This is a genomic window from Terrabacter sp. R4-6, from assembly GCF_057529065.1.
In genome coordinates this window covers 2344653-2367067 of record NZ_CP197224.1, presented here as the reverse complement: position 1 = coordinate 2367067, position 22415 = coordinate 2344653, and the positions used below count along the sequence as shown (strand labels likewise).

Here is a 22415-nt window from a genome sequence, read left to right as displayed (position 1 = left end):
CAGCGGGGGATGCTCAGCCGACGCTCTCGGCGGTCTTCTGCAGACCGTCGAGGGTGGCCTTCGGCGAGCCGTTCATGGCCCCGCCGAGGTTCTGCTGGACGGCGAGCTTGACCTTGTCCCAGGCCGGGTCGTCGGTCGGCGTCAGCTTCGCGTTCGGGAGGGTGTTGAGGTAGACGGTGAGCGCCTTCTCGTTGGAGAAGTACTTGACGCCCGACTCCGTGACCGGCAGGAAGCCCTCGGCCTTGATGAAGGTGTTGACCTGGTCGGGGGTGTAGTAGAGGTTGTAGAAGGCCTTGACCGCCTTCTCGTTGCCCGGCTTCTTGAAGGCCATGAGGTAGTCGGTGACGCCGAGCGTCTTGCTCTCGGAGCCGTCGTTCGTCGGGAACGGGGCGACGCCGTAGTCGACCTTCTTGTCCTTGTCGAGGTCGGCAGCGAGCGGGCTGAAGCCGACGACCATGCCGGCCGTGCCGGACTTGAAGAGGTCGAAGGCGTCGGCGCGGTTGGTGCGGGCCGGGTTGTTCTGCGTGACCTTCTCGTCGGCGAGCTTCTTGAGGAAGTCGAGGGTCTGGACGTTCTTGTCGGAGTTGATGACCCAGTTGCCGTCGGTCTTCCAGTCACCGCCGTTGTTGAACATCCACATCGAGAACTCGCCCTGCGCCTCCTCGGGGCCGAGCGGGAGGGCGTAGCCCACCTTGCCGCCACCGAGGGCGGTGATCTTCTTGGCGTCCTCCTCGAGCTCGGCCCACGTCTTCGGCGGGGCAGCGATGCCGGCCTGCTGGAAGAGCGTCTTGTTGTAGAAGAAGGCACGCGCCGAGCTGAGGTCCGGGAAGCCGTAGAACTTGCCCTGGTAGGTGCCGTACTTGACGAACGTGTCGAGGATGTCGTCCTTGACCACGGCCGGGAGCACCGCGTCGGAGTCGTAGAGCAGGCCGTCCTTGGCGTAGCTGGCGTACGCGTTGAGGTTGAGGATGTCGGGGGCCTGGTTGTTCTGGATCATCGTCGAGGACTGCTGGTCGATGTTGTCCCAGCTGACGACCTGCACCTCGAGGGTGTAGCCGGTCTTCTCGTTGTACGTCTTGGCGAACGCGTCCCAGAACGCCTTCGTGTGGTCCTTGGAGTACTCGGCCGCGACGAGCTTGATCGTCTTGACCTCCTCGCCGGTGGCGCCGGCCGTGCCTCCCGGCGCCGTCCCGGCACCGGTCCCTCCGCCGCACGCGCCGAGGGCGAGGCCTGCGATGGCCAGCCCCGCGACGACCACAGACTTCTTCGTCGACCTCATGTCTCTCCTTGGTTCGGTGTCGGGCGAGGTGGCTGCGTGATCACGCGCCGTCCTGGCCACTGTGTGGCCAACCTAGAGGGGCGCATTTGCCATCCGCAAGAGCAATTCTGACTGAATGTTCATCGATCCGATCACAATCACGCAGAGAGGCCTCGGTCATACCTGGTGGATCACGACGCCGGCCTCGCGCAGCGCCTCGACCTCGTCGCGGTCTGCGCCCACGGTAGTGACGAGGTGGTCGATCCGCCCGGCGGGACAGATCGACGCGAAGGTGCGCACTCCGAGTTTGTCACCCGTGGCGACGCAGATGACCTGTTTCGACCGCTCGATCATCGTGCGGATGATGGCGGCCTCCTCCTCGTGGCGGCACGTCGCCCCCTCGCGGGCCGAGAGACCGTTGACGCCGACGATGGCGACGTCGAGCCAGAGCTGCTGCAGCACGAGCGTCGCGAGCGGCCCGGTGACCTCGTAGGACTCGGGCCGGGCGACGCCGCCGAGCGACACGCACTGGACGTGGGGCCGGAGCACCGCCTCGGTCGCGATGTTGAGGGCGTTGGTGACGATGGTGATCTCCCCGTCGGCCGCGAGGTCCTCGCGCGCCGTGATGGCCCGCGACGTCGCCGTGGTCGTCGTGCCGCCGTTGAGGCCGATGACCTGGCCCGGCTGCACGAGCGCGGCCGCCGCCTCGGCGACCCGCGTCCGGTCGTCGTCGGCCATGCTGCTGCGGTAGCGGTACGGCAGCTCGTAGGCGACGTTGGTCGCGACGACGCCGCCGTGGTTGCGGGCGACGAGCTGGCGCTTGGCGAGCTCGGAGAAGTCGCGCCGGATGGTCGCCTCGCTGACGCCGAGCAGCTCTGAGGCCTCACCGACGCCGAGACGGCCGGTCGTCGCGAGACGGTCGAGCATGATCGACCAGCGGCTGGCGCGGTTGCGGGCGAGATCACTCTCTTCGGTCACGCGCTGACGATACCGCGCACTTCGAGCAATGGACATGTGCATCTCTGCGCGTTTACGCTGTGTTTCGCGCAAACACAATCAACACCCCACGGCGAGAGCCGTGTGACCGTCGAACCGTCGGGAGCCACCATGCCGCAGACCACGCACCTCGCCCAGGAGATCGCCACGCAGCCGGACGACTGGGAGCGCGTCGTCACGCGTCTCGACGACGTCGCGCGGCACCTGCCGCGCCCCGGCGAGCGGGTCGCGACGATCGGCTGCGGCACGTCGTGGTTCATGGGCCAGGCGTATGCCGTCCGCCGCGAGCAGCTCGGACAGGGCCCCACCGACGCGTATGCCGCCTCCGAGCACCAGCTCGCCCGCGGCTACGACCGCGTCGTCCTCATCAGCCGCTCCGGCACGACGACCGAGGTCATGGCCGTGGTCGAGGAGCTGCGCGCCGCCGGCACGCCCCACGTGTCGATCGTCGCGACGGCCGGCACGCCCGTGGCCGAGCGCTCCGAGTCGACGATCCTGCTCGACGAGGTCGACGAGCAGAGCGTCGTGCAGACCCGCTTCGCCTCGACGACCCTCGCCCTGCTGCGGGCCTCGCTCGGCGACGACCTGCGTCCGGTGGCCGAGCAGGCCCGCGCCGTCCTCGCGGAGGACACGTCGGCGGCATACGGCCACCTCGCGCTGGCCGAGCAGGTCACCTTCCTCGGTCGCGGGTGGTCCAACGGCATCGCCAACGAGGCCGCGCTCAAGCTGCGCGAGTCGGCGCAGTTCTGGTCGGAGTCCTACCCGGCGATGGAGTACCGCCACGGCCCGATCAGCATCGCGGCGCCGGGCCGCGCCGTGTGGGCCTTCGGCGAGGTGCCCGAGGGGCTGCCCGAGCAGGTGCGCGCCACCGGAGCCCACTTCGAGCACCGCGACATCGACCCGCTCGCCGACCTCGTGCGCCTGCACCGGCTCTGCCTCGGCAAGGCCGCCGCCGCGGGCCTCGACCCCGATGCCCCGCGCAACCTCACCCGCAGCATCGTCCTGACCTGACCCTGCCACCGTCGAAGGGCCACAAACCGGGCTCCGGTTCGTGGCCCTTCGACGGTTGGGGCCCGGTTTGTGGCCCTTCGACGGTTCAGCGGAGGGCCAGGAGCTGAATGAGCCTCGCGGCCTCGTCGGTGACGGCGTCGCGGGCGGCGCCGAGGTACTTCCTCGTGTCGACCGTCGGTGACGCCTCGAGCCGCGTCGTCATGGCCCGCGTGAACACCTGGTTGAGGTGCGTCGCGATGTTGACCTTGGTCATCCCGGCCCGCACAGCGGCCACGAGGCCCTCGTCGGGCACCCCGGACGAGCCGTGCAGCACCAGCGGCACCAGGACCGAGCGGCGCAGTGCCGCAATGAGATCCGTGTCGAGCTGCGCCGTGCGGTCGGTCATCGCATGGCTGCTGCCGACGGCCACCGCGAGCGCGTCGACACCCGTGTCGGCGACGAAGCGCGCGGCGTCGTCGGGGTCCGTGCGCACGCCCGGCGCGTGGACGCCGTCCTTGCCGCCGACCTCGCCGAGCTCGGCCTCGACGCTGACCCCGGCCGCGCGGCAGAGCTCGACGACGCGGCGGGTCACCGCCCGGTTCTCGTCATCGGGCAGCGTCGAGCCGTCGAACATCACGGACGTCAGACCGAGCCGGACCGCCTCCTCGACGAGCGAGACGTCCTCGGCGTGGTCGAGGTGCACGACGACGGGCTGGGCGCACGCGTCGGCGATGGCGAGCGTCGCGGCCGCGATCGGCGCAAGGGAGCCGTGGTAGCGCACGCAGTTCTCGGAGATCTGCATGACGACGGGCAGCCCGACGCGCTCGGCCGCCGCGGCGTAGGCCTCGGCGTGCTCGAGCTGGATGACGTTGAAGGCTGCCACGGCACGGCCGGCGGCTGACGCCTCGGCGAGCACGGGCGTCAGGGCGGAGCGGGTCACGGACGGATCTCCTCGATCTCGACGGTGGGGAGCAGGCGGGTGACGTCGGCGGGGTCGACGGCGCCGGCGACGGGCTGGAGCACGGCAGCGGCCGACCAGGCCACGCCTCGGCGCAGGACCGAGGCCCACGCCTCGCGGCCCTGCGGCAGGTCGCCGTCGCCGTCGAGGTCGGCCGCGAGCGAGGCGGTGAGGGCGTCGCCCGCACCGGTGGGGTTGCCCGAGAGCGGACGCGGCAGGTGGGCCCGGAGGGCGAGGTCCTCGTGCACGAGGACGAGGCCGTTCGTGCCGTCGCTGATGAGGGCGGCGCGGGCGCCGGCCGCCACGAGCGCCCGGGCGGCTCCGGGGACCGACGGCACCTCGCCGCGGCCCAGGCCGGTGAGGGTCTGGGCCGCCTCGACGCGGTTGGGCTTGACGAGGTCGGGGCCCAGGGCGAGGGCGCGCGAGAGGGGAGCACCGCTGACGTCGAGGACGACGCGCAGGCCGGCCTCGTGGGCGAGGCGGGTCATCCGGCGGACGAGGTCGGGGTCGGTGCCCGGCGGGAAGCTGCCCGAGACCGTCAGCGTCGACGCCTCCGGGGCGAGCGCGGTGATCTCGTCGGCGATCCGGTCCCAGACCCGCTGCGACTGCCCGATGCCCGGCTCGTTGAGCAGGGTCACCCGGCCGCTCGCCTCGACGACGGCGACCGACCGCCGGGTCGGGCACGGCGACGGGACGAGGCGGTGCGGCACCCGGCGGGCGCCGAGGTCGGACGCGAAGAGGTCGAGGTCCATCTCGCCGACGGGCGCGACCGCGACGGCCCGGCATCCCATCGACGTCAGCACCGCCGCGACGTTGAGCCCCTTGCCGCCGGCGCGCTCGCTCACCGAGGCGACGCGGTGTGACTCGCCGAGCGCGACGAAGGGGACGGCATACGTGATGTCGAGGGCCGGGTTGGGCGTGAAGGTGACGATCATCGACCGACGAGGTCCAGCGCGATGGTCGCGGCGCCGAGCGAGCCGGCGCGGTCGCCGAGCGCGGCGGCCCGGACGGCGACGTCGTCGCGGCCCCCGAGGCGGCCGGTGAGCGCGGTGCGCAGGGGCTCGAGCAGGGTGTCGCCGGCGTGGACGAGGCCGCCGCCGATGAGGACGAGCTCGGTGCCGGCCGCCGCGACGACGGGGGCCACCATGATGGCGAGCGCGTCGATGGCCTCCTGCCAGATGCGGCGCGCCTCGGGCTCCCCGGCCTCGGCGCGACGGGCGACCTCCTCGGCGTCGCCGACGAGCCCGGTCGCCTCGGACCAGCGGCGCCCGATGGCGCCGGCGCTCGAGAGCGCCTCGAGGCAGCCGCGCTGGCCGCACGCGCAGAGCGGGCCGTCGGGCACGACGACGATGTGGCCGATCTCGCCCGTCCACAGCGAGCCCGTGACGAGCTGGCCGCGGCAGAGGATGGCACTCGCGAGTCCGGTGCCGAGCGGCACGAAGAGCACGTTGTCGGCCTCGCGGGCGGCGCCGAGGCGGTGCTCGGCGAGCAGCCCGGAGCGCACGTCGTGGCCGATGGCGACGGGCACGTCGACGTGGGCCGCGATGCCCCCACGCAGGTCGAGGTCGCGCCAGCCGAGGTTGGCCGACCACACGCCGATGCCGGTCACGTCGTCGACGAGGCCGGGCACGGCGACCCCGACCGCGAGCAGGTCGACGGCGTCGCCGACGCGGGCCGTCAGCTCGACGACCGTCTTGGCCGCGACCTCGCCCAGCTGGTCGCCCACCTTGTCGGGCGTCGGGCGCACGGCCTCGGCGAGGACCTGGCCGTCGGGGGTCACGAGGGCCGACTTGATCCGGGTGCCGCCGACGTCGATCCCGACCACTGCTTCGCGCATCACGACGCGCATTCTATGAGCATTACTGCACGGTTGAACACCTGATCGAGCACATTTGGACACTTGACTGGCAGTGCGGGCACGCGGCCCAGCCTGCCACCCCCGGCCGGGCGCCGCTCGCGAACTCGCTCAGCGCAGGTAGGGGCACGTCCCGGACACAGCTCACGGCCCCGCGTGACGGCGGCACACGGCATACGCAAACAGCTTGCGGCCGAACGCGATCGGGACGACGCTGCGCTCATGGCACTGGGAATCCACAGCATCACGTTCGACTGCGCCGACGCGCGCGCCCTCGCGGCGTTCTGGGCGGGCCTGCTCGGCTGGAACGTCTACTACGACGACGACCCGGAGGTGGTCGTCGCCCCGTCGTTCCCGAACCCCGGCATGGGCCTGCTGTTCATCCCGGTGCCCGAGGGCAAGACGGCGAAGAACCGCGTCCACCTCGACGTCGCACCCGACGCGGGCACCCGCGACGAGGCCGTCGAGCGCGCCCTGGCCGCGGGTGCCACCGTCCTCGAGGACCACCGGAAGGAGGGCGGCGACGGCTGGGTGACGATGACCGACCCCGAGGGCAACGAGTTCTGCATCGAGCGCGGCGCGGAGGAGCGGGGTCCGCGCGAGTCCGCCGCCTACCGGATCGGCTGACCCGCGCGGGCCTCAGGCGCCGGGGGCGGCGTCGGGCCCGGCGCCGTGGCGGGCGAGGAACGCGGCTGCCGTGTCGGCGACCTCGCGCCAGCCGCTGTCGACGACGAGCGAGTGCCCGCGTCCCGGGATCTCGATGATCTCGGTCGGGGCGGGGTTCTTCAGCTGCCGCTTGTAGGAGGCGTGCGCGATGGCCCACGGCACGATGTGGTCCTTCTCGCCGCTGACGACGAGGAGCGGGCCGCGGTCCGGGTTGTCCGTGTCGACGCTGGCCTCGGTGCGCGGGTTGAGGTTCGCGGTGGCGGCCTGGAAGAGCGGGCGACCCGGCGCCGCAACGGGATACGTGCGGTAGAGGTCGGCGGCCTCCTCGGCGCTGACGGCGTTGGCGAAGGCGTAGCGGTACTGGTCGAAGGTCAGCGACACGTGCCGGTTGTAGTTCGCCGGGTTGGTCAGCACCGGCGAGCTCGCGCGCAGGGCCGAGAAGGGGAGTGGCAGCACGCCGCGGAAGGGTGCCGGGTCGATGGCGACCGCCGCCCGGGCAAGACCCTGGCCGGCGAGCTTCTGGGTGATGAGGCCGCCGAACGAGTGCCCGATGACGACCGGCTCCCGGTCGAGCAGGCGGATGACGTCGGCGACGTGGTCGGTGACCTGTCCGACGGTCTTGCCGGCGAAGACCTCCGGGTGGGCGCGGGCCTCCTCGACGGTCTCGGGGTCGTCGGGCCAGCCCGGGGCGAGCGTCGCGTAGCCGAGGGACTCGAAGTGCTCGCGCCACGCGTCCCAGCTGCTCGGGAGCAGCCAGAGTCCGTGGACGAAGACGACGGGCGGGCGACCGCTCGCGTTGGCGGCCTCGACCTGGGCGCGCTCGGCGGGGGTGATGACCGACGTGGCAGGGGTGGCGGCGGGGGTGGCGGCGGGCGTGGCGGGTGGCGTGGTGCTCATGGAGTTCTCCCGTTGCGGTGAGGGATGGATGGGTCCAGCAGGTAGAACGATCGTTCTACAGTAGCCATTCCCGAGCGCGTGCGCCAGAGTCCTGGCCCACCGGTTCGCCCCGGACCGCGGGGCGCGCGAGCCGGTCGGGCACCTGCGTTAGCGTGGCGACGTGGACGAGCCGACGACGACGCGGACCCCGGGCCGCGAGCGGCTCCTCGCCGCCGCGTCGCGCCTCTTCTACCGCGAGGGCATCAACGGGGTCGGGGTCGACCGCATCCTCGGGGAGGCCGGCGTCACGCGCGCCACGATGTACCGCCACTTCGCCGGCAAGGAGGCGCTCGTCGCGGCCTACCTCGAGTCCGAGGACGCGACCCTGCGCGGCTACTTCGCCGACGCCGAGGCCGAGGGCGGCACGCCCGCCGAGCTGCTCGGCCGGGTCATCGACACCATCGCACTCGACATCACGAGCTACCACACGCGCGGATGCCCCTTCATCAACGCGGCCGCCGAGTTCCCCGACGCCGACAGCGCGGTGCGGCGGATCGTCGCCGCGCACCGGACGTGGTTCCGCGAGGCCCTGGCCCAGCTGGCCCGTGCCGCAGGGCTGCCCGACCCCGAGGCCTCGGCGGCCGCGCTCGTGCTGCTCCGGGACGCCGCCCTCGTCGGCGGCTACCTCGACGGTGTCGAGGTCACCGCACCAGCCTTCGTCACGACGGCACGACAGGTCGCCGGCCTCGGCTCCTAGCCCACCAGGCCGAGGGTCGCTCGGTCGACAGGAGGCTCAGTCGCCGGCGCGCGCGAGCGCGACGGTCTTGGGCACGACGAGCCGCCAGGCGTCGATGACGATCTCGCGCATCCGGTCGACGTCGAGCGCGTCGAGCCGCACCTCGACCCAGTTGAAGCGCAGGTCGGACCGGCGCGGCATGAGGAAGACCTCGGGCTCGCTCGCGACGAGCACGTCGCGCTCCTCCTTGGGGAAGGCGAACCCCATCTGCGTCTCGTCGGCGGAGAACGCGAGCCAGACGATCTTGCCGACACGGAACTTGACGCGGTCGCGGACGAGCACCTCGTACGAGCGGGGGAGCTGCTCGGCCACGTGCCGCACGTCGTCGATGGTCACGGGCACCCCTCCACCCTGCCACGCGCACCCCTGCGACACGCCGTTCGATGCCTCTGACTCCGAGGGACCGCCCCGGTCGGGCAGCATGCCGGGCCCCCGGCCCCGCACCCACCCGGCCCCTTCCGCGGGACGCACGCGACGGCATACCCTGCCCCTGTCGCGACCTCGACGGCCCCCGGGCCGGGCGGGCTGAAACGTCGACTCCCTGACACACCGACAAGGAGACGACGTATGCCGTCCAACCCCACCCAACCCACCGTCCCCACCGTGCCCTCCGTCCCGGAGCGCCTGCTCGATTTCCTCGACCGCCTCGGCGCCGAGCTCGACCGTCGCGGCGACGCCGTCGCGCTGCTCGGCCTCGGCTCGGTCGGCCGCGACCTGCACCGCCTCGACGAGCACTCCGACGCGGACTTCTTCGTCGTCGTCGACGACGCGGCCACCCGCGACCGCTACATCGCCGACATCGACTGGCTCGAGGCGGCGCACCCCGTCGTGTGGTCGTTCGAGAACAGCGACCTCGGCCGCAAGGCCCTCCTCGAGGGCGACCTCTTCGCGGAGTACGCCGTCTTCGCCCTCGCCGACATGGCGACCGCCGGCTACCCGCCGGGGCGCATCCACTGGAGCCGCGCCGACGCGCCCGCCGGCCTCGAGATGCCGAAGGCGCCTCTGCCGCAGACGCCCTCGCTCGAGCACGAGGTGGGCGAGGCGATCACGAACCTCTACGTCGGGCTGCACCGCGACCTGCGCGGCGAGCGCCTGACGGCGACCCGCTTCATCCAGGGGTATGCCGTCGACCGCTGGGTCACGGTGCTCGGCCACCTCGGTCTGGGGCACGGCGCGCAGCAGGACGTCTTCGTCGTCGACCGCGGCGTCGAGCGGCGCTTCGGCCCGGACCTGCTGCCGCTGGCCGACCTCGTCCCGGGCTACGAGCGCAACGCGCACGCCGCGGCGACTCTCCTTCGCCTGCTCGAGGCGCACGTCGAGCTCGACCCGACGATCGTCGCGGCCGTCCGCGACCTCATCGCCCGCGCCGGCGCCGACGCTCAGTCGCGGGCGAGCTCGAACTCGTAGACGAGCAGGGTGAGGGTGTCGATCGGTGACCAGTCGCGCTCGGGGGCGCGGGTGAAGCCGAAGCGCTCGTAGACGCGGTGGGCCGTGTGCATCATCGGCTGGGTCGACAGCACGACACGGTGTCGTCCGAGAGCCCGGGCCCGGTCGATGCACTCGCGGACGAGGGCCGTGCCGACACCGCGGCCACGGCCCTCCGGCGCGACGGCCAGCGTGCGGAACTCGGCCTCGCCCTCGCGTGCGATGTCGGCGAACGGGCCTGGCGCCCCGACGAAGGCGACCCCGCCGAGGACCGTGCCCGCGTCGTCGACGGCGACGAGGACCTCGGCGTGCTCGGCCCGACGGCCGACGTCGCGGAGCACGGCGAGGTAGGGGTCCTCGGTGCCGTAGTCGAGCAGCCCGTCGTCGAGGTAGGCCGCGGCGGTCAGCTCGCCGAGCCGCTCGTAGTCGTCCGGGCGCACCGTCCGGATCGTGAAGCCGTCCATGGGCGCCAGTGTCGCAGCCCGCCGCCCCACTCCACCCGGACCGTCCGGCATCGGCTCCCATGCGACCGGCAGCGTGCGCCCAGCCGGTTCGCAGAAACCGCACCTACGTTCCGAGACGGCTCGAGCGAGCCGCCTCGGGGGCGACACAGGGAAGGGACAGCATGCGCACACACACCAGGCGCGGCAGGACATTCGTGGGGGTCGGGCTCGCCTCGACGGCCCTCGCGCTCGGCACGACCTTCGCGGCCGGGTCCGCGGCGACCGCGGCCGGCACGGACAGCAGCGACATCATCTACACCGTCCACCCGCTGACGAAGCAGTTCTCGACGGGCACGAAGCCGGGCGCGCTCCCGACGCCGTCGCAGTGCGTGGCCCGGATCGGGCTGGCCTGCTACACGCCGGCCCTCATCCGCAAGGCGTACGACATCCCCGACGGCTGGACCGGCAAGGGGGAGCGCATCGTCGTCGTCGACGCATACGGCAGCCCGACGGTGCGTCAGGACCTCGACGTGTTCAGCCAGACGTTCGGCCTCCCCACGGCGGACCTCAACGTCTACTACCCGGGCGGCAAGCCACAGACGAGCACGGCCCACCAGGGCCAGCCACTCGGCTGGGCCGGCGAGACGAGCCTCGACGTCCAGTGGGCGCACGCCATCGCGCCGGACGCGACGATCAACCTCGTCGTCGCGCCCAACAACTACGGCAACGCGCTCAACGTCGCCGTGAAGTACGCCGTCGACCACGACCTCGGCGACGTCCTGTCGATGAGCTACGGCGCCGACGAGGCAGCGATCAAGGGCCAGGGCAACAACCTCCAGCTCCAGCAGTCGCACGCGAACTTCGCGGCCGCCGCGGCCAAGGGCATCTCGCTCTTCGCCTCGTCCGGTGACGACGGCGCCTCGAACGGCGGCCCGAGGCTGGCAGCCGGCTACCCGGCATCCGACCCGCTCGTCACGGCGGTCGGCGGGACGAACCTCTTCGCGAGCGACACCGGCGCCTACCAGGGCGAGACGGTGTGGGGCGACGAGGCGTCGTGCGCCGTGCACGAGCCGTTCGGCTGCACCCTCGGCCCGATCGGTGCGACGGGCGGCGCCCCGAGCACGATCTTCCCGGCGCCCGCCTACCAGGCCGGCGTCAACGGCAACCCGATGCGCACGACGTCGGACGTGTCCTACAACGCGTCGGTCTACACGTCGGTCTTCGTCTACGAGGGCTTCAACGCCAACCCCGACGACAACGGCTTCTACTTCTACGGCGGCACGAGCTCCGGCTCGCCGCAGTGGGCCGCGATCGGCGCCCTCGCCGACCAGCAGGCCGGCCACCGTCTGGGCGCGCTCAACCCGGCGCTCTACGCGATCGGCGCCGGGGCGACGCACGCGCTCGCCTTCCACGACGTCACGTCGGGCAACAACGCGTGGCAGGGCCCGGGCCTCGACGCGAGGGCCGGCTACGACGACCCGACCGGCCTCGGCTCGCCGGACGTCTCGAACCTCGTGGGACAGCTCGTCCACTGACCCGTCCCGTAGATCACGTATGCCGTGCCGTGGCCACCCAGCAGCCCGCTGGGTGGCCACGGCCGCTTGCGGCGTGGATGTCCGACTGCTGCCCGTTTGCGTCTTGCGCACTTCTTGCGGGGTTCTTGCCGGTGTGTCCGACGGTGTCTTGCACCACGACGACGAGAGTTCGCGACATGAACTCGGTGATCGTCGACGGAGCAGCCGCACTGCTTGCCGCCTGGCCGCTCGTGCTCCTCACCATCCTCGTCGGATCCCTCTTCGGCACGGCCTTCGTCCGCGCCGGCCGACCGACGGTCGTCGAGCCGCGCTGGAACGCCGCGGCTCCGGGTCGGGCCTGCCGCTCGGCCGGGCACAGCTACCTCAAGCGCGAGACCGGATGGTGCTGCTCGCAGTGCGGTGACGAGATCGGCGAGCAGATCTACGTGCCGCAGGCCGCCCGGGCAGCCGCCGGCGTCTGAACGCCCTCGCCCCAGCAGTGCGCGTGGACACGATCGGTGCGCACTGCGCGGTGCACTCGTCGAAGGAGTGCGCACCCTTGGGTGCGGCCCGCACCGGCATGCCGCCGGTGTGAGCCCGCAGCGTCAGGCGGCGAGGCGCCAGGCGAGGACGCCGAAGAGCACGCCGAGCGAGTTCGTCGCCCAGTGCATGCCGACGCTCGCGAAGAGGCTGCCGCTCCGACGGCGCAGCTCGCCGGCGAGGACGCCACCGAGCGCGGTGAAGAGCACGGTGCCGCCGACGACGGCGACCTTGGCGAAGGGCCCCAGGCCCGACACGGCGGAGCCGATCGCCTCGTTGCCCGTGGCCGAGGCCATGGCCGGGAAGACGTGCCAGAGCCCGAAGAGCAGGGACGAGCCGACGACGACCTGCCACATCCGGGCGTGCCGGGAGAGGAAGCCCCACAGCACGGAGCGGAACGCGACCTCCTCGAGCAGGATCGTGCCGACCGGGATCATGACGAAGGCCGTGAGCAGCGCACCGGCCGGGGGCAGGTGGTAGCGCACGTCGAGGAAGGCGGTGCGGGTCGTCGGGAGCAGGATGCCGACGAGGTAGACGAGACCGACGACGGCGATGACGCCGAGGCCCCAGCGGATGCCGCGGGCGTGGGTGTGCCGGGCGAGGCCCAGCTGGTGCCAGGTGAGGCCCTGCCAGCGCGCGAAGGCCAGCAGCGTGACGGCACCGACGGGGCCGAGCCACATCGTGTCCCAGCCGAGCACGTGGTTGGCGACGTTGAGGCCGACGAGGGCGACGACGACGGCAACCGTGGCGGCCAGCCGGGCGCGCCGTCCGCGGGCGATGAGCGCCAGTCGACGCAGCCGCACCGGGTCGTGACGTCGGTCGTGCCGCACGCTCCGGGAGGGCGTGACGACGCCCTCGGTGCGGGACGCGACGGCGACAACGGGACTCACGGCTGGGCTGCTCATTACTCCCATTTTCGCACGTCAACCTGTGCGAGACCTGTGCTGGAACCGCCCGACGACCCCGCCCGCCACCCGGTTCACAAGCGCCCCAAACCACCCCATGGGCCACCGGGGCCACCGCCTCCGCCGCCTGGACCGCCTCGGCGGTCGCTGACCCGAGGTCTCAGCGGCGGCGCTCGACGAGGCCCCTGACGTACTCCGCCTGGCCGAGGTGCTTGGCCGCGTCGTCGAGGACGGAGACGAGGCGCACCGCGACGGCGACGGGCGGGTCCCAGCGGTCGTCGACGACGCGGGCGTATGCCGTGTCGTCGAGCTCCTCGACGAGCTCGACCGTGCGCTCGTGCACGGCCGCGTGGTACTCGGCGAAGAGGGCCGGGTCGGCCACGGTGAAACGACCCACGTCGGCCGAGGACATGCTCCACCCGTGCGCGTCCGGAGGGTAGGGCAGCTCGAACCGCTCGACCCAGCCGTCGCCGCGCCACACCGAGGCGTCCGCGTCCGCCAGCTGAGCCACCTGGTCGTCCTGCTGGCGCGCGAGGTGCCAGACGAGCCACGCGATGTGGTTCGCGTCCTGGTCGGGGCGCCACAGCAGCTCCTCGACGGAGAGCCCGTCGACCACCGCCGGCACCCCGTCGCGGATGCGGCCGAAACCGTCGAGCATGAGGTCACGTGCGATGTCGGTCGTCATGTCGTCCACCTCCCCAGCATGCACCCGACGGCGACGAAGCGCTGGACGTGACCCACGGCGTCCGGCCAATCCGCTTGCGCCAGAGGCGCGCCGGACGAAACGGACGTTTCGCCGAGGATGTATCTGGACGCCTTGTCCGGTCTCTGAACCCCCGCGCCCACCACACGCAACGACGCCGGGCGCCCCGACCCAGGAGACCAGCACATGACGACCATCCTCACCCCCACCGCCCGACGGGCCACGAGCCTCGCCGGACTCTGCGACGGTGCGGTCCACCTCCCCGGCGACCCCGGCTACGACGCGGCCCGGATGCCGTGGAACGTCGCGCTCGACCAGCGCCCGGCCGCCGTCGCCCTGCCCCGCACCGTCTCGGACGTCCAGGCGGTCGTCCGCGCGGCCGGGGCGGCCGGTCTGCGCGTCGCTCCCCAGAGCACCGGCCACAACGCCGGACCGCTCGTCGGGCGCGGCCTCGACGACGTCGTCCTCGTCCGCACCGAGCGGATGCGCGGCGTCAGCATCGACGCGACCCGCCGGATCGCCCGGGTCGAGGGCGGCGCGCTCTGGATCGACGCGACCGAGCCCGCGGCAGACCACCGGCTCGCGGCCCTGCACGGCAGCTCGCCCGACGTCGGCATCGCCGGCTACAGCCTCGGGGGCGGCATCGGCTGGTACGCCCGCAAGCTCGGCCTCGCCTCCAACAGCCTCACGGCCGTCGAGCTCGTCACCGCCGACGGCGAGCACGTGCGCGCCGACGCGACGCAGAACGTCGAGCTCTTCTGGGCGCTGCGAGGTGGCGGCGGCAACTTCGGCGTCGTCACGGCGCTCGAGTTCCGCCTCTACCCGATCGAGACGGCGTATGCCGGCATGCTCGTCTGGGACCGCGACCAGGCCGAGCGCGTGCTGCGTCGCTGGGCCGACTGGGCGCCCGAGGCGCCCGACGCCGTGACGACGTCGTTCCGCTTCCTCGACGTCCCGCCGCTCCCGGCGATCCCGGAGCCGCTGCGCGGCCGGTCGCTCGTCGTCATCGACGGCGCCGTGCTGGGCTGCGACGCCGAGGCCCTCTCGATCCTCGGGATGCTGCGCGGCCTCGGACCCGAGATCGACACCTTCGACCGAGTGCCGGCCCGGTCCCTGACCCGGCTGCACATGGACCCGGAGGGCCCGACGCCCGCCGTCTCGGACGGCACGCTCATCGGTGAGCTCGGTGACGCGACCATCGACACGCTCCTCGAGCAGGTCGGCCCGGGCTCGACGTCGTCACTGCTGTCGACCGAGCTGCGCCAGCTCGGCGGCGCCCTCGGCCGTGCGCCCGAGGGCCACGGTGCCCTCGCGACGATCGACGCGGCATACGCCGTCTTCGCCGTCGCCATCGCGGCGACGCCGGAGCTGGCGATGCAGGGGCAGCTCGACGCCCACGCGCTCACCGGCTCGCTCGAGCCGTGGTCGACGGGCCGCAGCTACCTCAACTTCGCCGAGAACGAGGTCGACGCCCGCACGGGCTACACCGAGTCGGCGTGGCTGCAGCTCAAGGGGATCCGGTCGGCCTACGACCCGGACGACCGGTTCCTCGCCAACCACCGCGTCCCCCGTCTCTTCGAGGACGGCGCGGTCACGACGTGATGCTGCGTTCGAGCTGATCGCGTGGGACACGTGACCCACGTGATCAGCTCGACCGGCGTCAGAGGGTCACGAGGACGAACGCCTCCACCGGGTCGTCCTTGCCCTTGAGCTCGAGGGCACCGAGCGGCTCGGTGGTCGCGCCGGGGAGCAGCGCCAGGGTGTCGGCGGTGACCGCGACGCGTCCGACCGGCGCCTGGCCCTCGATCCGGGAGGCGACGTTGACCGCGTCTCCGATGACGGTGTGGGTGCGACCGCCCTCGCTGCCGAGCACGCTGACGAGCACCTCGCCACTGTTGATCCCGACCCGGAAGCGGGGCCAGCCGGGGTGCTGGTCGGCGATGCGCGCCGTCTCGACCTGGAGGTCCAGCCCCGCCTGCGCGGCGCGGCGGGCGTGATCGGGCTGGTCGCCGAGGCGGTTGAAGGTCGCCATGATCGCGTCGCCGATGAGCCGGTCGATCGTGCCCCCGTGCCGCTTGACGACAGCCGGGATCGCGACGGTGAAGTAGGCGTTGAGCATGTCGGTGACCTCGGTCGGGTCGTGACCCTCGGAGAAGGTCGTGAAGCCCTTGAGGTCGGCGAAGAGGATCGACATCTCGCGGCGCCCGGCGAGGGTGTCTGCGGTGTAGAGGGCGGCGTAGCGCTCCTCGTGCCACGACTGCTGCGCGCCCCACGCGACGAGGACGAAGGCCGCGAGCATGAGCAGGTGCCAGCCCCACCACGAGTAGTGCCAGTTCGGGGCGAGCACGATGGCGACCATCGCCTCGGCGAGCAGCACCATCGCCGAGGCCATCGCCGCGGGGAGCAGCCCGCCGCGCCGCCACCACAGCCGCACGTAGGTCACCGCCGCCACCCCGAAGAGGACGACCGACACGACGGCCACGGCGACCATCGCCGGCGAGTCCCGCCCGAGGCCCGGCCCGACGTCGAAGGGCGGCAGCCGCAGCAGGGAGGCCACGCCCCAGGCGACCATGGTGACGAGCAGCGCGACGCGCAACATCCTCGCGCGCTGCATCTCGGCGGCTGCCCGGGCGGCGTCGACCTCGCGCACCGACGCGACGGCGAAGAGCGAGCCGATCGCGATGCCGACGGGGGTGGAGATGTTGAACCCGGCCGAGGCGGTCTCGAGCAGCATGTGCGGGGTCGCCAGGGCGTGCAGCCCGAGGAACCCCGAGGCGGACAGGAAGGCGAGCGAGACGTACATGACGCGCACGTCGCCCCGTCGCACCGCCGCGGCCCCCGTGCCGTATGCCGTCAGGGCGCTGAGCAGGGCCGCGCCGAGGACGATCCAGAAGTGTGTCGGGTCGTGCTGCCACTGCATGTCGAGCTGCTCGGAGAGCCGGAGCACGGCGAGGCCGACCAGCGGCAGGGTCAGCGCGACGGCACCCACGGCGGCGCGCCGCCGCGCACCGGGGCGCACCGGCGCCGGCCGGGTCCGGGCGTCCTGCGCCGGGGTCACGGCCGCGTCGTCAGCCATCGGGGCCGGCCTTCGCCTTCGCCTCCCTCGACCGCGACGTCGCCTCGGTGAGGGAGAGGTACTGGTGGACCTCCGACACGACGACCGACCCCTCGCCGACGGCCGACGCGACGCGTTTGACCGACCCGGCGCGCACGTCCCCGACGGCGAAGAGTCCCGGCACCGAGGTCTCGTGGGCGCACGGGGGTCGCTCGAGGGTCCAGGTGCCGGCCTCGCGGACGTCGGCTCCCGTGAGCAGGAAACCCCACGGGTCGCGGGCGACGCCCTCGGGCAGCCATGACGTGTGGGGCTGCGCGCCGATCATGACGAAGAGGCCGTCCGCCGGGATCGAGCGCCGCTCGCCGGTCGTGCGGTCCGCGACGACGACCTCGGACAGCCACCCGTCGCCGCTCCCGTCGACGACGTCGGCGTTCGGGACGACGGTGATCGTCGACGACGCCTCGATCTCGTCGATGAGGTAGCGAGACATGGTCGCCGAGAGGTCGGGGGTGCGGATGACGATGGTCACGTCCGCGGCATACCGCTGCAGGTGCAGGGCCGCCTGGCCGGCCGAGTTGCCGCCGCCCACGATGACCGTGTGCGCGCCGGCGAGCCCGTGGGCCTCGGAGACGTTGGCGCCGTAGTAGACGCCCGACCCGCTCAGCGCCTCGAGCGACGGCACCCCGAGGCGCCGGTAGGCCACCCCGGTGGCGAGCAGCACCGCCCGCGCTCGCACCTCACCGACGTCCGAGACCGAGGCCACGAACCACGAGGACCCGTCGTCCCCGGCGGACCGGTCGATCGCGGTGACGCGCCTCGTCAGGACGAAGCGCGCACCGAAGACCCACGCCTGCTGGAAGCCGCGTTGCGCGAGCTCGGCGCCGGAGACCCCCCGCGAGAAGCCGAGGTAGTTGCGGATGAGCGAGCTCGTGCCGGCCTGCCCGCCGAGCGCCTGCTCCTCGACGCAGAGGACCGACAGCCCCTCGGAGGAGCCGTAGACCGCTGCCGCGAGACCGGCCGGTCCGGCGCCGACGACGAGCAGGTCGACGTCGCGCACCTCCTCGCGCGCCCCGTCGCCCCCGTCACCGCTGTCGCCCCTTGGCACCGTGAGGTCGGTCCCGATGCCCCAGGCCCGGCAGATCTCGACGTCGGTCGGGTCGAGCAGGACCTGCCCGCCCAGCGCTGCGAGCCAGACCACGAGCGGCCCGTCCGTGTCATCCGGCCGCGGGGCCTCGATCGACCGGAGCAGGTCCACCGCCTCGGCCGAGCCGCGGTCGAGGTAGGCGTGCGGGATCCCGTTGCGGGTCAGGAGGGTCCGGACCGTGTGGCCGCGGGGGTCGCGAGCGGCTCCGACCACGACCACCTCGCGTCGGCGGTTCGCGACCGTCCGGGACCAGACCTGGACGAACTCCGAGACGGTGCGGCAGAAGAGCTCGTCGGGCGAGGTCCACGGGGCGAGGACGTAGTAGTCGATGTCGCCGTGCGACATGCCCCGCAGGATCGCCTCGGCCGTGCGCCCGTCGGCCCAGGCGCCCCACGGCACGAGGAATGCCCTCGCGGCGTCCGGGTGCAGGGTGCGCACCGAGCGCAGCAGCTCGGCACCGCCGAGGCCGGGGAGCCACGGGTCGGCGAGGACGAGGGCGACGGGATCGCCACGCTCGGCAGCGAGCTCGAGCTGCTGCAGGGCGACGGCGCTGTCGGACTCGCCGCGCACCCGGAAGTCCGCGCCGAAGCGCCGGGCCAGCTCGGCCTCGGTCCGAGCGAGCGCGTCGAGGTCGTGGTCGACGACGAGCAGGAGAGGACGGGTCATGGAAACCCCTCGTGCAGTGGATGGGCAGGACGACGTGCGACCACCCCTTCCCTCGACGGTAGGACGGGCGACCCGCGTGCGGGTCCCGAACGGACGATCTGGTCGGCCCTCGGCCAAGATGGGGCCATGGCACCACTGGGAGCACCCACCGCGTACGACGTCGACCGGATCCGTTGGCACTTCCCCGCGCTCCACGAGGGCGCCGCGCACTTCGACGGGCCCGGCGGGTCACAGGTGCCTGACACCGTCGCGACAGCGGTCGTCGAGACGCTGACCTCGGCCATCTCGAACCGCGGCACCGTGACGCCGGCCGAGCGCCGGGCCGACCGCATCGTCGTCGAGGCCCGCGCGGCGATGGGCGACCTGCTCGCGGTCGACCCGGGCGGCATCGTCTTCGGCCGGTCGGCCACCGAGCTGACCTTCCACCTCGCGCGCACGCTCTCGTCGGACTGGGGTCCGGGCGACGAGGTCGTCGTCAGCCGCCTCGACCACGACGCCAACATCCGACCGTGGGTGCTCGCAGCCGAGGCTCGCGGTGCGACGGTGCGTTGGGCCGAGTTCGACCAGGGCACAGGTGAGCTCGCCCCGGAGGCCGTCGCCGCGGTCGTCGGCGAGCGCACGCGGCTCGTCGCCGTGACCGCCGCGTCCAACCTCATCGGCACACGTCCGGACCTCCCTGCCATCGCCGGGATCGCCCACGCGGCAGGCGCGCTGCTCTGGGTCGACGGCGTCCACGCGACCGCGCACGTGCTCACCGACGTGCCGGCGAGCGGCGCCGACTTCTGGGTCTGCTCGCCCTACAAGTTCCTCGGCCCGCACCACGGCGTCCTCGCCGCCGCGCCCGCACTGCTTGAGACGCTGCACCCCGCCAAGCTGCTGCCCTCGTCCGACGCCGTGCCCGAGCGGTTCGAGCTCGGCACCCTGCCCTACGAGCTGCTCGCCGGCACGACCGCCGCCGTCGACTTCCTCGCCGACCTCGCCCTCACCGACCCCTCGCGGGCCCGCCGCGACCGCCTCGTCGCGTCCTTCGCCGCGCTCGAGGGGCACGAGGACGCCCTCCTCGCCGCGCTGGAGGCCCGGCTGCGCGCGATCCCCGGGCTCACGGCATACAGCAACGCGCAGCGCCGGACCCCGACCCTGCTCGTCACCGTGGAGGGCCACGACCCGCAGGACCTGCGGGTGGCCCTCGCCGAGCGGGGCGTCAACGCCCCGGCCGGCCACTTCTACGCGTGGGAGGCCAGCCACGCGCTCGGGCTCGGCGCCACGGGCGGGCTGAGGATGGGACTCGCGCCCTACACGAACGCCGACGACGTCGACCGGCTCGCGACCGGCCTCGAGGAGATCTGCGCGGTGGCCCGGTGAGCCGCCCCGTGCCGCTGCCGGCCGGTCCGGGCCAGGAGTCGGTCTGGGACTACCCGCGCCCACCGGCCGTCGACCCGAGCGGGGAGCTCGTCGAGGTGCACCTCGGCGCCGAGGTCGTGGCGCGCACCCGAGCGTCGCTCCGGGTGCTCGAGACGAGCCACCCGCCCACCTACTACCTCCCGCTCGACGCCTTCGTCGACGGGGCGCTCGTCCCCGTCCCGGGGAGCTCCGTGTGCGAGTGGAAGGGACAGGCCGCCTACTTCGACGTCGTCGGCGGCGGGCGTCGGGCGGCCCGGGCCGCGTGGACCTACCCCGACCCCGTGCCGACGTATGCCGTCCTGGCCGGTCACGTCGCCGTCATGCCCGGTCTCGTCGACGCGTGCTTCGTCGACGGTGAGCGGGTGCGGCCGCAGGACGGCGGCTTCTACGGCGGGTGGATCACCGACCGCGTCGTCGGTCCCTTCAAGGGCGGCCCCGGCTCCTGGGGCTGGTGACGGCAGACCTCACCCTGTGAGGGGGAGGAACGCGGGGGCGCAGAGCGGCAGGGTGGGTCTCGTGGGGGCTGCTCGTCCGCAGACGCACGCACGCTCCGACGACACAGCCTCGACCACTGTCGGTTGGCCGGCCGGCCAGCGGCGTCACGCAAAGGAGCACGAGATGGCTGCCTTCACGGTTTGGAAGTTCGACAACCTCGACGGCGCCGCGCACGCCGAGTCCGTCCTCGAGGACTGTCAGGCGGAGGGTTTCCTCAAGGTCGTCGACCACGCTGTCGTCACCTGGCCCGAGGGCGACGAGCATCCCAGCATGAGCCACGGGAACGACGAGAAGTGGCGTGGCACGGGCTGGGGCGCGCTCTGGGGAGTGCTCGTCGGAGCGCTCTTCTTCGTCCCGGTCGTCGGGGGCGTCGTCGGCGCGGCCATCGGGGCCATCAGCAAGATGACGGAGGACGCCGGCATCACCAAGGAGCAGCTGGAGACGATCCGCACCGAGCTGACCCCGGGCACGTCGGCGCTCTTCGTCGTCACCGAGCAGGGCGACCTCGACCGCGTCGGCGAGCGCCTCCGCGGGATCCACAGCAAGCTCGTCGCCACCAACCTCACGGACGGCGAGCGCCAGATCCTGCTGGAGACCTTCGGCGGCCGCTGAGCCCGCTGAGCCCGCTGAGCCCGCTGAGCCCCGGTCGCGGGTTCAGCGCGGCAGCGGCACGATCCGCGCCTCGACGAGCGCCCCGTCGCGCACGTCGAGCGTGGCGACGGTCCCGGCCGGCTGGCGCCGCCGGTCGGTCGGCGAGCCCGGGTTGAGGATGCGCACGCCGTCGCCGGTCTCGTCGAGGGGGATGTGCGAGTGCCCGAAGACGACGAGGTCGGCGGTGGGGAAGCGCCGCCGCATCCGGGCGGTGCGGCCCTGGCGCTGCCCGCTGTCGTGGATCATCCCGACGCGCAGCCCCTCCAGCTCGACCTCGAACGTCTCGGGGGCGCCCCAGTCGGCGACCTCGGGCACGTCGTTGTTGCCCATGACGACGTGCACGGGCGCGAAGGTCGCCAGCAGGTCGAGGACGTCGGGGGTGCAGACGTCACCGGCGTGGAGGATGACGTCGGCCGACTCGAGGTGCGGGAGCAGCGCCGGCGGGCAGGCCTTCCAGTGGCGGGGCGCGTGGGTGTCGGAGACGACGAGGACCTTCATGCCCCACTCCCGGTCACGCAGTTCGGGCCTGCGTCGGGCGCTCCGGAGGCGGCGGAGGCGACGGGGGCGACGGGGGCGGCGGGCCACTCCGGCAGAAGCGGCTCGATCGCCTCCAGCTGGTCGCGCGTGACGAACGACGGGTTGGCCATGAACGGTTGGCGCTGCACCTCCAGGTCGTCGATTCCGGCCGCCCGGAGCTCCGCGTCCTCGACGGGTTCGTCGAGCAGCCGGACCTCGATCTCGACCCGCACCCGCACGGCTGCGGCGTCCGACGCGCTGCGCCAGAGTCCCTGCGACGACTCGACCCACGGCTCGACGTCCGACACCGTGTGCCCGAGTCCCCACACCCCTCGGTGCAGCCCGTCACGCCCGTCGCCGGACACCCAGAAGAGCACCCGGTCACCGGGCGCGACGAGCCGGGTGCGGTAGCTCGGGTGCACCGCCCAGGAGCTGAGGCGCCGCTCACCGGTGTCGAGCAGTGCTCGCAGGTCCCAGAGCGACGGGTTGCACTTGAGCACCCACGCCCCGAGACGCTCCCGCTCGACGGCCCGCCCGGTGCTCGCCTCTGCTGCCATGCCGG

At 72.9% G+C, this 22415-nt stretch carries 24 protein-coding genes; 10 read left to right on the top strand and 14 right to left on the bottom strand.

Features of this window, described 5'->3' with window-relative positions:
* Positions 1-13: 13 nt before the first annotated feature.
* Together ACSSS0_RS11115 and ACSSS0_RS11110 are read right to left on the bottom strand one after the other, a co-directional pair.
* Positions 14-1279 carry an extracellular solute-binding protein gene (locus tag ACSSS0_RS11115; protein ID WP_487227991.1) on the bottom strand — a complete coding sequence of 422 codons (1266 nt, stop codon included), beginning with the start codon at positions 1277-1279 and terminating at the stop codon, positions 14-16.
* Between the two features lie 156 nt (positions 1280-1435).
* A complete protein-coding gene (locus tag ACSSS0_RS11110; RefSeq protein WP_487227990.1) occupies positions 1436-2236 on the bottom strand; it encodes a DeoR/GlpR family DNA-binding transcription regulator in 801 nt (266 codons plus the stop codon).
* A gap of 129 nt (positions 2237-2365) precedes the next feature.
* Between ACSSS0_RS11110 and ACSSS0_RS11105 the strand changes: the two genes are divergently transcribed.
* Complete coding sequence (locus ACSSS0_RS11105) at positions 2366-3265, top strand: SIS domain-containing protein (RefSeq protein WP_487227989.1); 900 nt, start codon at positions 2366-2368, stop codon at positions 3263-3265.
* A gap of 85 nt (positions 3266-3350) precedes the next feature.
* On the opposite strand, the gene ACSSS0_RS11100 is transcribed toward ACSSS0_RS11105, so the two are convergent.
* From ACSSS0_RS11100 to ACSSS0_RS11090, 3 genes are read right to left on the bottom strand one after another with little or no spacing between them, the layout of a single operon-like run.
* A complete protein-coding gene (locus ACSSS0_RS11100; RefSeq protein ID WP_487227988.1) occupies positions 3351-4184 on the bottom strand; it encodes a class II fructose-bisphosphate aldolase in 834 nt (277 codons plus the stop codon).
* Positions 4181-5137: a 1-phosphofructokinase family hexose kinase gene (locus ACSSS0_RS11095; protein WP_435987911.1), complete on the bottom strand. Its 957-nt coding sequence runs from the start codon at positions 5135-5137 to the stop codon at positions 4181-4183. The genes ACSSS0_RS11100 and ACSSS0_RS11095 overlap by 4 nt, the downstream gene beginning before the upstream one ends.
* Positions 5134-6039, bottom strand: coding sequence for an ROK family protein (locus tag ACSSS0_RS11090; protein ID WP_435988019.1), 906 nt, complete (start codon positions 6037-6039; stop codon positions 5134-5136). The genes ACSSS0_RS11095 and ACSSS0_RS11090 overlap by 4 nt, the downstream gene beginning before the upstream one ends.
* 240 nt (positions 6040-6279) lie before the next feature.
* On the opposite strand from ACSSS0_RS11090, the gene ACSSS0_RS11085 reads away from it, so the two are divergent.
* Positions 6280-6684, top strand: a complete 405-nt coding sequence (locus ACSSS0_RS11085) for a VOC family protein (RefSeq protein ID WP_487227987.1) — start codon at positions 6280-6282, stop codon at positions 6682-6684.
* 12 nt (positions 6685-6696) lie between these two features.
* Here ACSSS0_RS11085 and ACSSS0_RS11080 read toward each other — a convergent pair whose 3' ends face one another.
* Positions 6697-7620 carry an alpha/beta hydrolase gene (locus tag ACSSS0_RS11080; RefSeq protein WP_487227986.1) on the bottom strand — a complete coding sequence of 308 codons (924 nt, stop codon included), beginning with the start codon at positions 7618-7620 and terminating at the stop codon, positions 6697-6699.
* A 160-nt stretch (positions 7621-7780) separates the two neighbouring features.
* Here ACSSS0_RS11080 and ACSSS0_RS11075 point away from each other — a divergent pair, with 160 nt between their 5' ends.
* A complete protein-coding gene (locus tag ACSSS0_RS11075) occupies positions 7781-8356 on the top strand; it encodes a TetR/AcrR family transcriptional regulator (RefSeq protein WP_487227985.1) in 576 nt (191 codons plus the stop codon).
* Positions 8357-8392: 36 nt separating this feature from the next.
* Here ACSSS0_RS11075 and ACSSS0_RS11070 read toward each other — a convergent pair whose 3' ends face one another.
* Entirely contained in the window at positions 8393-8731 is a 339-nt protein-coding gene (locus ACSSS0_RS11070; RefSeq protein WP_435987907.1) for an MmcQ/YjbR family DNA-binding protein, read from the bottom strand.
* A gap of 231 nt (positions 8732-8962) precedes the next feature.
* Between ACSSS0_RS11070 and ACSSS0_RS11065 the strand changes: the two genes are divergently transcribed.
* Entirely contained in the window at positions 8963-9802 is an 840-nt protein-coding gene (locus tag ACSSS0_RS11065) for a hypothetical protein (protein WP_487227984.1), read from the top strand.
* Here ACSSS0_RS11065 and ACSSS0_RS11060 read toward each other — a convergent pair.
* Positions 9775-10284, bottom strand: coding sequence for a GNAT family N-acetyltransferase (locus ACSSS0_RS11060; RefSeq protein ID WP_487227983.1), 510 nt, complete (start codon positions 10282-10284; stop codon positions 9775-9777). The genes ACSSS0_RS11065 and ACSSS0_RS11060 overlap by 28 nt on opposite strands.
* A 161-nt stretch (positions 10285-10445) precedes the next feature.
* On the opposite strand from ACSSS0_RS11060, the gene ACSSS0_RS11055 reads away from it, so the two are divergent.
* Both ACSSS0_RS11055 and ACSSS0_RS11050 read left to right on the top strand, forming a co-directional pair.
* The gene (locus tag ACSSS0_RS11055; RefSeq protein ID WP_487227982.1) at positions 10446-11798 is read left to right on the top strand and encodes a S53 family peptidase; all 1353 of its coding nucleotides are present in this window, start codon (positions 10446-10448) and stop codon (positions 11796-11798) included.
* 176 nt (positions 11799-11974) lie between these two features.
* Positions 11975-12259, top strand: coding sequence for a hypothetical protein (locus ACSSS0_RS11050; protein WP_487227981.1), 285 nt, complete (start codon positions 11975-11977; stop codon positions 12257-12259).
* 123 nt (positions 12260-12382) lie between these two features.
* Here ACSSS0_RS11050 and ACSSS0_RS11045 read toward each other — a convergent pair whose 3' ends face one another.
* Positions 12383-13207 carry a CPBP family intramembrane glutamic endopeptidase gene (locus ACSSS0_RS11045; RefSeq protein WP_487227980.1) on the bottom strand — a complete coding sequence of 275 codons (825 nt, stop codon included), beginning with the start codon at positions 13205-13207 and terminating at the stop codon, positions 12383-12385.
* 175 nt (positions 13208-13382) lie between these two features.
* Entirely contained in the window at positions 13383-13907 is a 525-nt protein-coding gene (locus ACSSS0_RS11040) for a mycothiol transferase (protein ID WP_487227979.1), read from the bottom strand.
* A gap of 204 nt (positions 13908-14111) precedes the next feature.
* Here ACSSS0_RS11040 and ACSSS0_RS11035 point away from each other — a divergent pair, with 204 nt between their 5' ends.
* The gene (locus ACSSS0_RS11035) at positions 14112-15527 is read left to right on the top strand and encodes an FAD-binding oxidoreductase (RefSeq protein WP_487227978.1); all 1416 of its coding nucleotides are present in this window, start codon (positions 14112-14114) and stop codon (positions 15525-15527) included.
* A gap of 58 nt (positions 15528-15585) precedes the next feature.
* Here ACSSS0_RS11035 and ACSSS0_RS11030 read toward each other — a convergent pair whose 3' ends face one another.
* Positions 15586-17001, bottom strand: a complete 1416-nt coding sequence (locus tag ACSSS0_RS11030; protein ID WP_487227977.1) for an adenylate/guanylate cyclase domain-containing protein — start codon at positions 16999-17001, stop codon at positions 15586-15588.
* Positions 16994-18790 carry an NAD(P)/FAD-dependent oxidoreductase gene (locus ACSSS0_RS11025; RefSeq protein WP_487227976.1) on the bottom strand — a complete coding sequence of 599 codons (1797 nt, stop codon included), beginning with the start codon at positions 18788-18790 and terminating at the stop codon, positions 16994-16996. Before ACSSS0_RS11025 ends, ACSSS0_RS11030 begins: the two co-directional genes overlap by 8 nt.
* Positions 18791-18916: 126 nt before the next feature.
* Between ACSSS0_RS11025 and ACSSS0_RS11020 the strand changes: the two genes are divergently transcribed.
* The 3 genes from ACSSS0_RS11020 to ACSSS0_RS11010 all read left to right on the top strand — a co-directional run bounded on the left by ACSSS0_RS11020 (position 18917) and on the right by ACSSS0_RS11010 (position 21298).
* Positions 18917-20152: a cysteine desulfurase-like protein gene (locus ACSSS0_RS11020; RefSeq protein WP_487227975.1), complete on the top strand. Its 1236-nt coding sequence runs from the start codon at positions 18917-18919 to the stop codon at positions 20150-20152.
* A complete protein-coding gene (locus ACSSS0_RS11015; protein WP_487227974.1) occupies positions 20149-20646 on the top strand; it encodes a DUF427 domain-containing protein in 498 nt (165 codons plus the stop codon). The genes ACSSS0_RS11020 and ACSSS0_RS11015 overlap by 4 nt, the downstream gene beginning before the upstream one ends.
* A gap of 163 nt (positions 20647-20809) precedes the next feature.
* A complete protein-coding gene (locus ACSSS0_RS11010; RefSeq protein ID WP_435987892.1) occupies positions 20810-21298 on the top strand; it encodes a DUF1269 domain-containing protein in 489 nt (162 codons plus the stop codon).
* A gap of 42 nt (positions 21299-21340) precedes the next feature.
* Here ACSSS0_RS11010 and ACSSS0_RS11005 read toward each other — a convergent pair whose 3' ends face one another.
* Both ACSSS0_RS11005 and ACSSS0_RS11000 read right to left on the bottom strand, forming a co-directional pair.
* Positions 21341-21835 carry a metallophosphoesterase family protein gene (locus ACSSS0_RS11005; RefSeq protein ID WP_487227973.1) on the bottom strand — a complete coding sequence of 165 codons (495 nt, stop codon included), beginning with the start codon at positions 21833-21835 and terminating at the stop codon, positions 21341-21343.
* Positions 21832-22410 carry an EVE domain-containing protein gene (locus tag ACSSS0_RS11000; protein WP_487227972.1) on the bottom strand — a complete coding sequence of 193 codons (579 nt, stop codon included), beginning with the start codon at positions 22408-22410 and terminating at the stop codon, positions 21832-21834. The genes ACSSS0_RS11005 and ACSSS0_RS11000 overlap by 4 nt, the downstream gene beginning before the upstream one ends.
* Positions 22411-22415: the final 5 nt, after the last annotated feature.